Source organism: Acidicapsa borealis (assembly GCF_059115245.1).
On sequence record NZ_JCACNY010000001.1, the window covers coordinates 988,254 to 1,002,412 of the forward strand.

Genomic DNA, 14,159 nt, shown 5'->3' on the forward strand with positions numbered 1-14,159 from the left:
AGTTAGGCTGCGGTTTTCTTCTTTGCTGCGGCCTTCTTCGGTGCGGATTTCGAAGCCGCTTTGATTGGCGTCGGTGTCTTCACCTTGGGTTTTTTGCTGGCCGCGTTCTTCGGTTGCGGGGATGCAAAGACAGCCTCGGCCTCTGCGAGAAAGTCGAACTCTCCTTCACGGGGGATATCGATGTGTCCGGTGAGCGCAAGACGCAGCGCGAAGCCGGTTAGCTTGTTGTCTTCGAGGCCGTCGATGGCGGAAAGCAGAATTTCCTCGGCGGTGCGCTGTTCGTTCTCGTCCTCGCCCGCGATTTGCTCGGCCAGGTCGTCAGTGAACGTGTATGGGTCAAGGTTGACGAGGGCGCGTAGAAGTACCCGAAGTTGGATTGCGGAGAAAGTGGCGGGGGCGTTTTGAATGATGCGCTCGAAGGTAGCGGTACGCGCTTTTTGCAGCTCTTCCTTACGTGCGCGTTCGGCTTCATACTCCTGCTCTCTCTGCTCTTCTTCCTGTTTGCGCATCTCGGCTCTGCGTTCCTGCTCTTCCTCGTACTCCTTCCGCTGCTGTTCGTAGTTGCGTTGACGCTCCTCGGCCTCTTCGTCCGTTTCAGCTTCGGGTGCGGGCGCGATGGTGGGGGCAGGATTGGCGGCCTGCGCCGCCGCCGCTTGTGGGTCGTGTACCGGGCAGTTGTCGTCCGTGCATACCGTGGTCGTGGTGCCGATGCGTTTGCCGTAGACGATGATTGCAGTCCTCGCGGCGGCGCATGGCGAGACTGACTCGGCATCGGGGTTTTCGATGATCGTTTCTATCTCGCGGAACTGATTGCGCTGGACGGCTCCGGGCCGCTGCTCTTTGGCGCTTCTCCATGCGTTCTCGATCTGGATGAGGCCGGGACGGGCTGCGATTTCGCGGTCGATATGCTCCGTGATCTTGGTTTGAAAGCATTTTCCGTCCAAGCATTATGTGGAATCTGAGCAACTGGCAAGTATTTTCCGCCGGATCGTTGCCGCCGCGCATCCTGGGGGAGACGAAATGGAACTTAATGGAACTCCCGTTTCGCATGACCTTCGTCGCCACCCAGAGATCATCTGTTGGCGGAATGACTTCCGAGCCGACTACAATCTGCCCGGAACATCATATTGCGGAGTTCATTCACGAATGTTGTCGTGAGGTCCCCATAAATCACCCTAATAGTCGTATCGCCCGTCACGACATTTCAAACACCACCACCAATAGGGAGGTATCAGCACTTACGTATCAAGACAAGATCGCTACCTGAGACGAGCACCCTACTATCGCCCTTACTCTGCCACTGCCGTTCACTCCGCCCGCAAAGCCACCATAGGATCAACCGACGCCGCACGTCGCGCCGGAATGAAACTCGCCAGGAACGCAATCCCAAGGAACAGCAACACGGCTAACGCCAGAGTCCCCCGGTCATGCGCCGTAACCCCATAAAGAGTCGCCGTTATCAGCTTCGTAAGCACCTGAGAAGCGATCAAGCCAATTGCAGCTCCACTCACAGCCATCACCTCGCCCTCGCGAAGGACTGCCAATAGGATGCGCCTACGTTGCGCCCCCAGCGCAATCCGCAATCCGATCTCATGCGTTCGCTGAGTCACCGTGTAAGCAATGACCCCATACAGTCCAACGAATGCCAGGCACCCTGCAAGCATTGCAAAGAACCCTAGCGCAAACATCTCAAACCGCACCAGCGACTGGTTATCATCCAGCCGTTCCTTCATCGTCTTCATGTCATAGATCGGTTGCGAAGGATCAATAGCCGCCACAACACTTCGCACCAACGGAGCCAGGATACTCGCCCTTTCCTCACTACTCAGCACAAAGGTCATATAAGTCCAATCGCGTTGAGTGTAGGGAACGTAAAACTGCGCTAACGCTTCACTTCGCGGACCAAACCGTCGACTCTCGCCAACCACCCCGATCACTGTCGGGTTCTGTTCACAAAAGAATGCGCAGTGAATCGTATGTCCCAGCGGATTCTGATTCGGCCATAATTTCTCCGCCAGATCACGGGTGACAATCACAACCGCATTACTCGTCTTCGTGTCACGCTCATTGAAGTCGCGGCCCTCAATCAATGGCGTCCCGATCGTTCTGAAGTATCCGCTGCTGATAATACGCGGGGCTGCTGTTTGCCGCCCAGTTTTGGTACCGTCCGGTTGAACAGGGAACTCCATATCAGCCCGTGTATCCAGCGGAAGCGTACTGACCGCGGCAGCGGACTTCACTCCAGGTAATTGACCTAAGCGTCCAAGAGCATTCGTATAGAACTGTGCCAACGCGGGCGTTGTCTTCTCCACCGCGTATGGCGCGCCATGCAAGGATATCGAAAAGCTCAAAACACTGCGCGTCTCATAACCCAGCGGAACCCGATTCAGATTCACTATCGTTCTCATCATCAGCCCCGCTCCAATGAGCAGTACAAAGGCCGTCGCGATTTCCCCGGCAACCAAAATCTTCCTCAGCCGCGCGCCCGACTTAGACACTCGCCAGACCCCGGCCTTCAACGCCGTTGCCGGGTCTTCATGACTCGCCTGCCAGGCGGGAATCATGCCGAACGCAAGGCCCGTCAGTGCCGCGATCAAGCCTGTAAAGATCAGTACTCCGGTATCAATCGCTGGCCGCGGAAAGTTCTCCAATGCTGCAGGCTTGAACACGTAAAGCAACTGTAACGCCAACTTCGCAAATAGAATTCCAATCGCAGCCCCCGCCAACGCAAGGGTCACCGACTCGATCAACTGTTGTCGCACCAACCGCCCTCGCGCAGCACCTAACGCAGCCCTCAAAGCAAACTCCGCCCTGCGCTGAGCAGTGCGTACCAGAGTAAGTCCAGCGATGTTTGCGCACGCGATCAGCAGCACCAACGTCACGGCCCCGCTTAGCAAAAGAAGTGAACTCCGGATAGATTTGGTTAGCTTGCCTGCAATAGGACTAAGCACTGGTATCTGATCTTCCGCCATTTTCTGATTACCATTGCGATTCTGAGCACGAGCCGTGAATTCTGCGCGCATCTGTTCTGGCGTCACGCCATCGCGCATCCGTACAATCACCCACGTCATGTATGCCCCGCCCTCGCGCAAAAAGGTATTCTCGTCAAATATCGTTGGCGTCCAGACATCAGTATTAGAGGGAAAATCCATCGTCTTCGGCATCACGCCAATCACTTTGAACGTCTGCCCATTCAGCGTGATCGTCTTACCTAACGCAGAAGTCTCACCGTGGAATTTGCTGTGCCAGAGTCGGTCGCTGATCACCGCTACCGCGTCGTTTCCCGGAACGTCGTCGCTCGCCTGAAACGCACGGCCAAGCCAAGATTTAACCCCAAGCACATCGAAGAAACGCGCGCTCGTCTCCGAGGCTTGCAGCCGTTGTGAACCATTAGATTCATAGCTGAAGTTGACACCGCCTGAGGAGTACATCGAAGCCGCCTCAATCGTCTTAAAGCTCGCAGCCTGCGCGTTGAAAGCACTCTCATAATTCTTGGAACTCATGTCGGGCGCTAGCCCATCTCTATAGAAGTTATCCAGGTCGAATACGCGGGCCGGCTCATCGAAGGGCAACTGTCGCAGAAGAGTCGCATGCACTAAGGTAAACACCGCCGTGTTCGCTCCAATTGCAAGTCCAATCGTCAATACCGCCGTAATGCTGTAAGTAGGCGAGTTGCGCAACTTTCGCACGGCGTATCGCGCGTCCGCCCAGACGCTTTCAATCGTGACCGCAGCGTCCGAACGATGCGTCCGTTCCTTGATAAGAGTCGTGTTGCCAAACCGCAGCATCGCATCGCGGCGCGCTTCCGCAAGCGTCATCCCACGCGTCACGTTATCCTCAATGCGCAGCTCAAGATGCGCGAGGATTTCGGCATTGATCTCACTCTCGACGGCGTCACGACGGAAGAGATTTTGAATACGGCGCATCAGAGACATTCAGCACCTCAAACCAACATGCTCTTAAATAAAAACGCACAAACGACTCATGCATAAGACTGAATCGCGCGAATTCCCTTCACTAGGTACTCAAAGCTCTCCTCCGCCGCAAGCAACTGCTTACGCCCCTGAGCCGTAAGCTTGTAGAACTTCGCCTTGCGATTCGTCTCCGTCATTGCCCACTCGGAGCTGATCCACCCACTCTGCTCCATTCGATGCAGCGCCGGGTAAAGAGAACCCTCTTCAACCTGCAGCAGCTCCGCAGAAGCCCGCTGAATATGCAACACAATCCCATACCCATGCAGTTCTCTCATCTGCGCAAGAGTCTTCAATACCAGTAGATCCATCGTGCCCTGCAGATCGTTCTTAGCCATTCGATACACCTGCACCGCTCAATCTGATGAACGATACGCCTAGTTGTATAGGGGTGTCAATACGCGCCGTAACTTTACTCGGAAGCCTGCTTCTCATCTTGATGAGGCCAGCTCAATGAAGGGTAATTTGCGTATTCTGAGTATGCAGGGTGGATTTCCATGACCAGTTCTTCGACGTGATACGCCTACCCTTCCCGAATCGTCCCACGGAGAGTCGTCATACTACTTCAGATCTTTACTATCGAGACGTTCTCAATCTTGTAGGACCGCGACATTTAACGTCGGCCTTACGGTTGTAATTTGCACGAGGCCCGTAGAGATCCGCCGTGTCGGGCCAGCAGGTGTTGGTACATCCGCTAGTTTGAGCAGCAGCTTTTCGTAGGCGGAAATGCCGTCCTCGACGGCGGCCTGTTCTGCCTCACCGAGCGGGATTTCCTGCAGCAAACGCAGCAAGTGTTCTTTGCCTTCCAGCAACAAAGCGGCGGTAGAGTCCTTCGGCATGTAGAAATCGCACTTCGCACAGGCCATGCGATGTGGACACTGTTCAAAGAAATCGTAGGTGCAGTAGCCGTGTCCGAGATCATAGAACTTCCACGGCTCACTTAAGGTCACGCCAGCGCGAACCGCGTCCTGGTCGATCAGGACTTCGATGGCGCGAAGGTTGCGGGCAAAGTAGCCGGCGTCGGCATACGACTTGGCCAACTTGAGCGGAGTGATCTTAGCATAGTGCTGGGTTGCGGATGGGCTGGCATGGCCAAGCCATTCCTGCAACTCGAAGAGCGTCATGGGCTCTTTCGCGTTGAAGAGTTGTGAAGCGATGGTCGAGCGCGCACGATGCGTGGTGATGTTGCCGCGAACGTCGGCGAGCGGAACGCCAGCCTTTTTGCAGAGCAGCGGGATGAGGGTCCTGTTTATGTATGTCTTGCCTATGGCCGTGTTCCGAATCAAGAAGAGGAAGGCGACGACCTCGCCAGTCTTCCAATCCGGTAGTTTTGTGCCTTGGGGACGCACCTTCTCCCATGCGGAAATGGCCTCACCAACAAGGTGGTCAACCGGCTTGGTGAACGACTTTCCGGTTTTGTTGACCGGGACATCAAGCAAACAGACGGCATCGGCGGGAAGGAGTTCGCCTGTGCCTGGCACCGTGGCATCGTCCCGCTGCCAGCGTATGCAGCCTACCCGCAGACGGAGGATCTCGTTGTTGCGAAGGCCAGCGAAGAGCCAGATGACTGCGAGCGCTCCGCACATCTGAATTGGATAGCTGGTCGGACGCGGCCGACTACGCCGCGAGGGACCTTTATACGGAAGATCTTCTGCTACGAGATTTAGACCGGCCCATACGAGCTTGGCCCAGACATCGTCGGCGATCACGCGGGGGTTGGGGCCGATCAGTGCGGTCAGACTCTTCGGGGCGGTCAGATGCCGCATGGGATCGAACCTACGCGGAATAAGTTCCCACTCCTGTAGATCGCGAAAGAGAATGCGAAGCGAGCAGATGCGATCCGCCCGGGTGCCTGGCGCCAGCATCTTACCGCGGCTCTTGACATGCACCGGATCGACGCTGCACCAATCGCCGCCATGCCACTGGCAGACAACGGAGATGAACTCGGCGGCAAGATCGCGGGTCCAGTCGGCGGGTGACAGGACTGTTGGATGCGTCTGACCGAGCCACCGCCCGACGTTGAGCAGAAAGTAATAGCTCTTTGTTCTGGAACGCTTCGCATCCACGGAGCGGTCAAACCAGATGCGACAAAGCCGGACCCACTCCGCGGGCACACCAGTGGTAAGTGCGGGGGAAGACTTCTTGTCCAAGACCGGGCGCTTAATCTCCATCGCCTCGGGTATCGTACCCATGCTGGCCAACACGCGCGAAAAGGCAACAATACACCAGCTTCCGATCCGGCGCGGTCGACGCGCAATGGTAGCCTCAAGATGTTCGACCGTCAGTTGGCCGAGGTGGGGCGAGCGGATGAACAGCAAAGCCTCAAAAGCAGTTCGCATGACGTTGTTGCGTGTGCCAGCCTTCGCATATCCCCACTCCAGGAGCAACGCCTGCACACGTTCCGCCACGGTCTTCATGTACTCGCGGCCAAACACCTTGCGGGCGAGACACGAATAGACGAGGTGGTCGCTCTTGAGGCGGTGCAGGTCGGAGAATCCACAGATCAGGTAGGCAATCGCCAGGATGTGCTGACGTCCCGCTTGCCGTCGGTCTATGGAGTCGATCCATTCCTCGGAGCTCCATCCCCAAAAGGACAGCTTGCGCTCCGCCATCTCTCGAAGAAAAAACAGCAATACGTACTTACGCTGGTTGGGGATGATGCCGGTGTAGTCCAGAGCATCGTTCAATGGCTGCACCAGTCTCTTGAGCGACGGTCCGAAATCCATCGTTCGCCCATACCGATAGAAGCGATAGGCTTCTGCGTAGCGAGTCAGCACGTCCTCTTCGTCGGCGGTTAGCGTGCTGGAGCGATCGTATCGGTCCAGATCAAGCGGCCAAACCCACGGGCCGTCGTCGGCCTTCTTCGGCTTCTCCTTTTCCGGTCCCCACTGCGCTCGCGCGCACTTCTGGACGAGTTGCTTCCGTTCTGCAGTCGTCAATGTCTCGTACCATAGGCCGATGTTGTTATGCCATGGCTTGCCATCTCTTCGTACTCTCTTCTGCTTCACTGGCCCACCTCCGACAGCATCTGTGCGCGACGGGCATGGATCTGCGCCATGCTTGCCGCGAGCTTCAGAGATAGGTCGCGGCCACTGAGATGGATATAGAGCAATGTGGTCTGCACGCTGCGATGGCCGGCGAAACTGGCGATCTCATGAATGTCCCAACCGGCGCGGGCAAGGTCGGTCAAACAGAGGTGGCGAAGAGTGTGCGTCGAGAATCGCTCAATGCCAGCCCTGCGTGCAAGCTGCAGGACGATCTTCGACCAGCTCCATATCGAAATCGGCCTGGCGTAGTTACGGCGAGACTCAGACAGAAAGAGCGGACCACGCTTCTTGCCCAACGCTCGGCGGTGTTCGAGATACCGCAAAAGCAGCTCGCCACTTGAAGCGGAGTACGGAAGAACGCGCTCGCGATGTCCCTTGGTGCTCTCCGCGCGAATCCTGAGCATGCGCCGAGCCGGGTCAATGTCGCTGCTCTCAAGGCTGCAGAGTTCTTCGCGACGCAGCCCTGCATCATAGGCAAACGCCAACATGGTCCTGTTACGAATCGACTCCTGACGTGCTGAAGCAAGAATCGAATGCCAGTCCTCTTCGTTCGGTATCCAGGGAAGCTTATGATGCCGAGCAACCATGCCACGTCCACTGCCCGTCTGCGCCGCGGGGTTGTTCGGACGTACTCCTTCCTCCATCAGATAGGCATGGAACAGGCGAACTACTGTTAATAACTGCTGAACCGTAGCGTTGGACAACTTGCTCTCGCCACCGTGCAACGCAGCGAGATAAAGACCCAAATCGCCACGGGTTGCAGAGATGGATGCGACGCAACGTACCTTCAGAAAAGCTAGATACCGCTCCAAAGCCCGTGAGTAGGCGTCCAGTGTGTTGAGAGCCAGGCCTCGATGCGACTGCAACGTGAGCCACGAGCTGGCATGAGGGTCCGCCGCAACCAGCGGGCAACGGTCCCAACGGATAGGATGGACAACGAACTCAAATGGCAAGTAGACCTCCTTCTGGAGATCAAATAAGAACAGATACGGCGGTGCGAAGGGTGTCAGGATGCGCGGCGGCAACGATCCGGCAGAAAATACTTGCGGTTGCTCAGATTCCACATAACTTACATTGATCGCCGTCAGTTACGTCCAAAAAGAGGGAAGTGTTATATCCGCTGCGGCGGGGGCAAGTGGTGCAAGCCCCTGCGGCGGAGTTGAGGGTCGCGTCTTCGCGGTCGAACGGCGCATCGGCCAGGGAGAGATAAAGGTTACTCTGTATCCAAGCGGAAAGGAACTTGGCGGGTAGCAGGTGGGCTTCGTCGTCCTTCCAATCCTTGCGCCAGCACTGCTCGAAAGCTGCGGCTTGCGACTCTTGCGGGATGCGGGCGATAAGGTTGGCGTGGCTGGCGGTGATGCGCTCCTGTGTGAACGCTTCGGCCACTTCTGGGATGAGTTGCAAGAGTGAGAGGCGAGCATAGATGTGGCTTGCGCTCTTGCCTGACTTCTCAACAAGAGCGGCCACATCGTATCCGGGCAGGTCTAGGAGACGCTGAAAGCCTTGCGCCTCTTGATAGGGGTGAACGTCCACGCGCTGCGAGTTCTCCACTAGCTGCCACTCCATCGCTTGAGCATCGGTTAGCTCCTTGATGCGGGCGGGGAGTGAAAACTGTTCGGCAAGCTGCCCGGCACGGAATCGCCTCGCACCTGCAACGATCTCAAAGCGGTTGTCCTTCGGACGAACCACGATGGGCTGAATGAGGCCACCTGTGCGGATGGACTCGGCAAGTTCCTCCAGCTTCTTCTGGTCGAACGTCTGGCGGGGGTTGGTAGGGGATTCGAAAAGCTGGTCGATGGCGATGTATTGGAATTCGCTGCTGTTCTGCATGATTGCCCTCCTTGGGCGGGTTGAAAGGTCTTGGAGATGTGGAGCGAACACGATGCCCTGTGTCCGCCCCGCAACGGACGAGGGTTTAGGCGCGTGGGGTCTGCTGCCGCTCGAAGGCTCCGGCGAAGCCCTGCAAACGCAGGTTGTTGTCCCACTCGTTGGCGAATTGCTTGTGTTGCTCGTGTAAACGGGATAGGTGAATGTTGTGGCCGCGCTCGATGGTGCGGCTCCACTGCTCTACGCCTATGTAGTCGTTTCGAAAATAGAACGGGTCAAGGTGAGGCTCATCCGCAGAGCCAAGCTCGAAACACATCTCCGGGTCGCGCATCAGGTCGCCGTTTTGTTCGCCGTAGTGGGCTACGGAAATTGCGGGAAGTCCGCTGGGGCCTGATTCGCCGGTGGCTTCGATCACAAGCGCCATATACGGCGCGTTCTCGATCTTGAGATAGAGGCTGGGATTCCAGCCTCCGGCTCTCTTGAGGATGTTGAGGAGGGTCTGCATTACGCCACCTCCGCGAGTGCTGCATCGGTGGCTTCCTCTGTGGTGGTGGGCTGCTCGGCTAGCTGCTCTTCGGTCGATTCCTGCTCGACTGCCGGGGTCTCGATTGCAGAGAGAATCAGGGCCGATGTGCGTTGAATGACTTCCAAGCTCTCGGCTAGAAGTGCCGCGTTTCCGTGGTAAAGATGGATATAGTCGGCGCTGGCGTGTCCTGCGTCCAGTCCGATGGTCTGCGAAACAACGAAGGCGATTGCCTCCGCTTCCGTCTCTCGTACCGTCTTGGTGGTAGCTGTTCTGCGCTCAGCCTTATGGAGCATTTCGTGTGCGAGTTCGTGAACTAATGTGCCGAATTCTTCCGCTGCGACCTGGCCGGGAAGGATAGCGATCCTGCCTCCATAGCTCACGCCCAAAGCGGGGGCGATGCTCTCCTTGAATTCAAGCTCGATGCCCTGGGCGAGGATGAAGTCGAGCAGGCGTTCGCGGTACTCGCCAACGTCTCCCTTGACGCGCTCTTTGAGGTCCGGAAGCTCTGCGCCTTCGGTCTGGCTCACGTCGAACACGTACACGGCGCGGAATCCTACCAATACAGGCTGATACTGGTAGGGTGTGTCTTTCTCGGCTTCTGAGTCCTTCTTGCGCTTGGTGCCCATCAAAGGGGCCAGAATACGGATGCCCTTCTGCCCCTTCTTCACCCTTCGCCCAAGCTGGTTCCACGCATACATCCCGGCTACTCTCGAAGCTGCTGGCATTTGCGAAGCACTCACACACTGCCCATGTTTCTCTGACGATTCACTATGCGCATCATCCTCAGTTTGGGCGGACGGTAACGCTAGTTCGGCGCGTTTCGTTTTCCGGGCAGCCTCGGAACCAGCTTCAGTTGCTTCTTCCCAGCGGCGATCAGCTTGTCGTTCCCGCATGGATGCTCGATGAAGAGCATTGCCGCGGCATGGCGGTGGTCGAACGACCAGTGATAGCGCTCTCCGCGCTTCTTGCCCTGCGCTCTCTGATCGACACCCAGCCAGAAGACGGCTGCCCCGATGACTCGCTACCTTCAGAAGCATCTTCGCCAGGAGGTGCATTCGGTGAGCCCACCACGCCAGGGATCTCTTCCCTGGGACAAGACCAAGCCCCAGCAGCTCCCGCAGACAGCGCAGGTGCGCTGTCGCGAGTTGCTCAGCCAGATGCTGCTCCGAACCATGAGCGGCGTAACCCCCGCAGAACAGGAGAGCGATGAGCGAGAAGATTCAAGCCATTCACATTGATCGGGAGGCCTGCGTCTATGTACGGCAGTCCTCCATGCAACAAGTCCGGACACGTCTTGAAGGGCAGCGTCGCCAGTACGACCTTCGCGAACGTGCGCAGACACTGGGCTTTCAGCGTGTCGTCGTGATCGACGAAGACCAGGGCCGCACTGGAACGGGTTCGGTCGAACGTCCCGGCTTCGGCAGATTGCTTGAGTCCGTTTGCTCCGGCAGGGTCGGCGCCGTCTTCGCTTTGGAGGCCTCGCGTCTGGCAAGGAACAACCGCGACTGGCATCACCTGATCGATCTCTGCGCGATGGCCGGGACACTCGTCATCGACCACGACGGCGTCTACGATCCCAGTCTGCTCAACGACCGGCTTCTGCTCGGTCTCAAGGGCACCATGAGCGAGTTCGAGATCAGTCTGCTGCGCCAGAGGGCGATGGAGGCGCATCGTCAGAAGGTGCGGCGCGGCATGGTGATGACGCAAGTGCCTTTGGGCTACGTCCGCACCGAAGAGGAAGGGATAGAGAAGACGCCCGACCGCCAGGTGCAGGAGGCCATCGCCGGTATCTTTCGCAAGTTCCATGAGCTGGGCAGCGTGCGTCAGGTGCTGCTCTGGTACCGCGATGAAAAGCTTCCCCTTCCCGTTCTCTCGCGTGAGTCCGGCAACCGCAAGACGGTCTGGATCGAACCCATCTACTCCAGCCTCTGCGGCATCCTCAAGAACCCGGCCTATGCAGGCGTCTTCGTCTGGGGCAGGAAGCATACGCGCACCTCCATCGTCGAGGGCCGCGCCCGCAAGACACGCGGTCACGCTCGACCGCAGGACCAGTGGGAGGTCGTCATCCCGGACCACCATGAAGGGTATATAACGTGGGAAGAGTTTATGCGCAACCAGCAACAGATTCGCTCCAACGCAGGATGGAACGCCCGCATGGGAGGACTGAGCGGCGCGGCGCGCAACGGGCCCGCACTGCTGGCGGGACTGCTGCGATGCGCACGCTGTGGCCGCGCGCTTCAGGTCTTCTATACCTCCAGCAAGCGGGACGGGCCGCTGCCGCGCTACGAGTGCAGCGGAGACCGCGCCCATAAGTTGAAGCGCAGTTGCATCACCTTCGCTGGTTGGCGAGTCGACCGGGAGATCGCAGCCGAGGTGCTCGAAGCCCTGCGCCCTCTCGGCGTGCAGGCCGCGCTCGATGCGCTCGAACAGACCCAGAACCGAACCGATGAGAAGCGGCGCTCGCTCGAACTCGCACTCCAGAAGGCACGCTATGAAGCTAGCCGTATCGAACGGCAGTACCAGGCAACAGAGCCGGAGAACCGTCTCGTCGCAGCAGAGTTGGAGAAGCGATGGAACAACGCACTGACTCATGCCGACGATCTGGAGCGCCGCCTGGAAGACGCGACCGCATCGGCACTTCAACTCACCCCGGAACAGCGGGAACAGTTGCTCACGCTCGGCGACGATCTCGAACGCTTGTGGGACCATCCCAGCTCGCCGATGGCGTTGAAGAAGCGCGTCCTCAGAACGGTGCTTGAGGAAGTCGTCGCCGATACCACCGATGAGCCTCCCGCCGTCCATCTCAAGCTGCACTGGGCTGGCGGTACCCACACGCAACTGACGGTGCGCAAGAACAGGACTGGCGACCATAACAACGTCAACTCGGAAGAAGTAACGGAGTTGATTCGTGAACTCGCTCTTGTCTGCGACGACCGCGCCATCGTGTCTATCCTGAATCGGTTGGGTTATCGAACGGGTCACGCTAACACTTGGACGGAGAAGCGTGTGCAGCACGTTCGACATACCAAGGGATTTCCGGCATGTCCGCCGCCGGAACAGCGCCTCTGGATCACGATGCAGCAAGCCGCCGTCGCACTGGGTATCAGTCAGGCGTCGGTTCGCCAATTGATCGAACGAAAGATCTTACCGGCAAAACAAATCGTCAAGTTCGCCCCGTGGACGATCGAACGCGCTCACCTCACGCTGCCAGCCGTCCATAGAGCCGTCCGTCTCATCCACACGGGCCGCCGATCTCCATCGCGCGTAACCAGCAACGCCCAAACCCCTATGTTTATTGACTCCAGCGAGGTGTAGCACTATGTCACTGCTTTCTGTCGGGCGATTTCGAGAATGTTCCCGAACGAATAGTTATGGAATTTACCCATTGCGGTGAGGTAGGCGGTGAGTCCTTCCGAGTGTCCTGCCTCAAGCTGCTCGATGAGGAGCTTAACGTTGGCGGCGATGACTTCTTTGCTGGTCTGCGGCCTGGGTGCGGTGGGAAGGGTGGCGACGTTGGCGTTGGCTGTGTTGTTCATAATGGCTTTGCTCTCCTTGGGTTCTGGCTTTGGCTTTTACATGCCATGCGTGGCATGTACCTACATGCCGAACGCCACCTGGCGAAGGCGGGGGTAGCAAGGTGCAAGGGGAGGGGTCTCCCCACCCTTGGAGAGGAGGCGAAGCCGGAGCGGAAAGGGCGAAGCGAAGCGGAGGTCTGCACAAGCGCAGCGCGGAAGATTGGGGAAGCCCCTTGTGGCGCGCGATCGGGGCAGAGCCCCTTAGCAGGCTTGTTTTCCTTAGCTTTGCGCGCAGCGCATGAATGACTGCTTTTGCATTTAGGGAGGGCGTTGCGGGAAGGAAAGTCCCGCAGAGGCGGGTGCCGGAAGACGGCAGCTTGATCGCCGGCTGGAGCAGGGAGGAAACGTCCTCCCTCAAAACCGCGCTTTGCGTGGCGTCATGGGTGGTATCATGTCTCTGTGAGAATTGTGCTCGATACGGCATCGTTCGTGACGGCTGTCCGGTCGAGTGATGGGGCTGCAGGAGAAGTGTTGCGGATGATATTTCGCGAAGAACTCGTGCCTCTGATGGACCTCAAACTCGGCTTGGAATATCGAGATGTCGCTCTTCGTTTGGAACACGTTAGAGAGTCGGCGTTGAGCAAGCGAGAGATTGTGGAGTTGATCGAAGCAATGGAAGCCTTCGCGGAGCCGGTAGAAGTCGTGATGAAGACCCGGCCCTTGTCGCCCGATCCGAGCGACGACATGGTTTTGGATGTTGCTATCAACGGACGGGCAGAGGCGCTGGTTACGAGTAACAAGAAGCATTTCGCGGCGGCAGGGAAGAGGTTTGGAATTCCGGTGCTTTCTCCGGCGGAACTGTTAGAAAAAATGAGGAAAGGGAACTAAGATGGCGACTGAAGCGCGCAAGACCGCGATCCCGAAGTTTCCGCTGCGGCTGATGCCGTCAGTGCGGCGGACCGCAGAGGTATTTTCAGAGAAGGAGGGTGTCTCTTTGAACCAGTTCATCAATGTGGCGGTCGCTGAAAAGCTGGCCCATCTGGAACATGAGGAATGGATGCGAAAACGCAAACAGCCAAGCAGGGAACTTGCGGCAAGGGCATTGAGCCTGCTCGATAAGGCTGGCAGCAAGCCGGTGGAACCGGGAGACGAATTGCCGAAGGGCTACCGGGCTACGCGCCGCTGAAGAGGGCTCACTACACCAAACGTCAAAAATAGTACGGTAAGGCTACCCATTACCCGACTCGCGACCAACTCGGCTCGACTACCGGAA

11 protein-coding genes and 2 pseudogenes are annotated in these 14,159 nt (G+C 57.8%); 4 read left to right on the forward strand and 9 right to left on the reverse strand.

Annotated elements, in window-relative coordinates:
* Positions 1 to 2: 2 nt before the first annotated feature.
* The 8 genes and pseudogenes from AC5S27_RS04135 to AC5S27_RS04170 form a co-directional block, all read right to left on the reverse strand.
* Positions 3 to 944 (reverse strand): hypothetical protein, encoded by a 942-nt coding sequence (locus AC5S27_RS04135; protein WP_493933313.1) that lies wholly within the window; start codon positions 942 to 944, stop codon positions 3 to 5.
* A 363-nt stretch (positions 945 to 1,307) separates the two neighbouring features.
* Positions 1,308 to 3,926, reverse strand: a complete 2,619-nt coding sequence (locus AC5S27_RS04140) for an ABC transporter permease (protein WP_493933130.1) — start codon at positions 3,924 to 3,926, stop codon at positions 1,308 to 1,310.
* A gap of 56 nt (positions 3,927 to 3,982) precedes the next feature.
* Positions 3,983 to 4,309: a PadR family transcriptional regulator gene (locus AC5S27_RS04145; RefSeq protein ID WP_493933131.1), complete on the reverse strand. Its 327-nt coding sequence runs from the start codon at positions 4,307 to 4,309 to the stop codon at positions 3,983 to 3,985.
* Between the two features lie 252 nt (positions 4,310 to 4,561).
* A complete protein-coding gene (locus AC5S27_RS04150; protein WP_493933132.1) occupies positions 4,562 to 6,979 on the reverse strand; it encodes a tyrosine-type recombinase/integrase in 2,418 nt (805 codons plus the stop codon).
* On the reverse strand, positions 6,976 to 7,971 hold the full coding sequence (locus AC5S27_RS04155) for a tyrosine-type recombinase/integrase (RefSeq protein WP_493933133.1): 996 nt from the start codon (positions 7,969 to 7,971) through the stop codon (positions 6,976 to 6,978). The genes AC5S27_RS04150 and AC5S27_RS04155 overlap by 4 nt, the downstream gene beginning before the upstream one ends.
* Before the next feature lie 100 nt (positions 7,972 to 8,071).
* Complete coding sequence (locus AC5S27_RS04160) at positions 8,072 to 8,848, reverse strand: ParB/RepB/Spo0J family partition protein (protein WP_493933314.1); 777 nt, start codon at positions 8,846 to 8,848, stop codon at positions 8,072 to 8,074.
* An 85-nt stretch (positions 8,849 to 8,933) separates the two neighbouring features.
* Positions 8,934 to 9,350, reverse strand: coding sequence for a DUF6908 domain-containing protein (locus AC5S27_RS04165; RefSeq protein WP_493933315.1), 417 nt, complete (start codon positions 9,348 to 9,350; stop codon positions 8,934 to 8,936).
* Positions 9,350 to 10,105: pseudogene (locus AC5S27_RS04170) on the reverse strand (zincin-like metallopeptidase domain-containing protein); the annotation flags it as partial. The pseudogene AC5S27_RS04170 and the gene AC5S27_RS04165, both read right to left, overlap by 1 nt.
* Before the next feature lie 279 nt (positions 10,106 to 10,384).
* Between AC5S27_RS04170 and AC5S27_RS04175 the strand changes: the two are divergent.
* Both AC5S27_RS04175 and AC5S27_RS04180 read left to right on the forward strand, forming a co-directional pair.
* Positions 10,385 to 10,609 (forward strand): hypothetical protein, encoded by a 225-nt coding sequence (locus tag AC5S27_RS04175; protein ID WP_493932670.1) that lies wholly within the window; start codon positions 10,385 to 10,387, stop codon positions 10,607 to 10,609.
* Complete coding sequence (locus tag AC5S27_RS04180; RefSeq protein WP_493932671.1) at positions 10,578 to 12,686, forward strand: recombinase family protein; 2,109 nt, start codon at positions 10,578 to 10,580, stop codon at positions 12,684 to 12,686. Before AC5S27_RS04175 ends, AC5S27_RS04180 begins: the two co-directional genes overlap by 32 nt.
* Before the next feature lie 14 nt (positions 12,687 to 12,700).
* On the opposite strand, the pseudogene AC5S27_RS04185 reads toward AC5S27_RS04180, so the two are convergent.
* Positions 12,701 to 12,907: pseudogene (locus tag AC5S27_RS04185) on the reverse strand (DUF1738 domain-containing protein); the annotation flags it as partial.
* A 447-nt stretch (positions 12,908 to 13,354) separates the two neighbouring features.
* On the opposite strand from AC5S27_RS04185, the gene AC5S27_RS04190 reads away from it, so the two are divergent.
* Both AC5S27_RS04190 and AC5S27_RS04195 read left to right on the forward strand, forming a co-directional pair.
* Positions 13,355 to 13,774 carry a putative toxin-antitoxin system toxin component, PIN family gene (locus AC5S27_RS04190; RefSeq protein WP_493933316.1) on the forward strand — a complete coding sequence of 140 codons (420 nt, stop codon included), beginning with the start codon at positions 13,355 to 13,357 and terminating at the stop codon, positions 13,772 to 13,774.
* A gap of 1 nt (position 13,775) precedes the next feature.
* A complete protein-coding gene (locus AC5S27_RS04195) occupies positions 13,776 to 14,072 on the forward strand; it encodes a toxin-antitoxin system HicB family antitoxin (protein ID WP_493933317.1) in 297 nt (98 codons plus the stop codon).
* Positions 14,073 to 14,159: the final 87 nt, after the last annotated feature.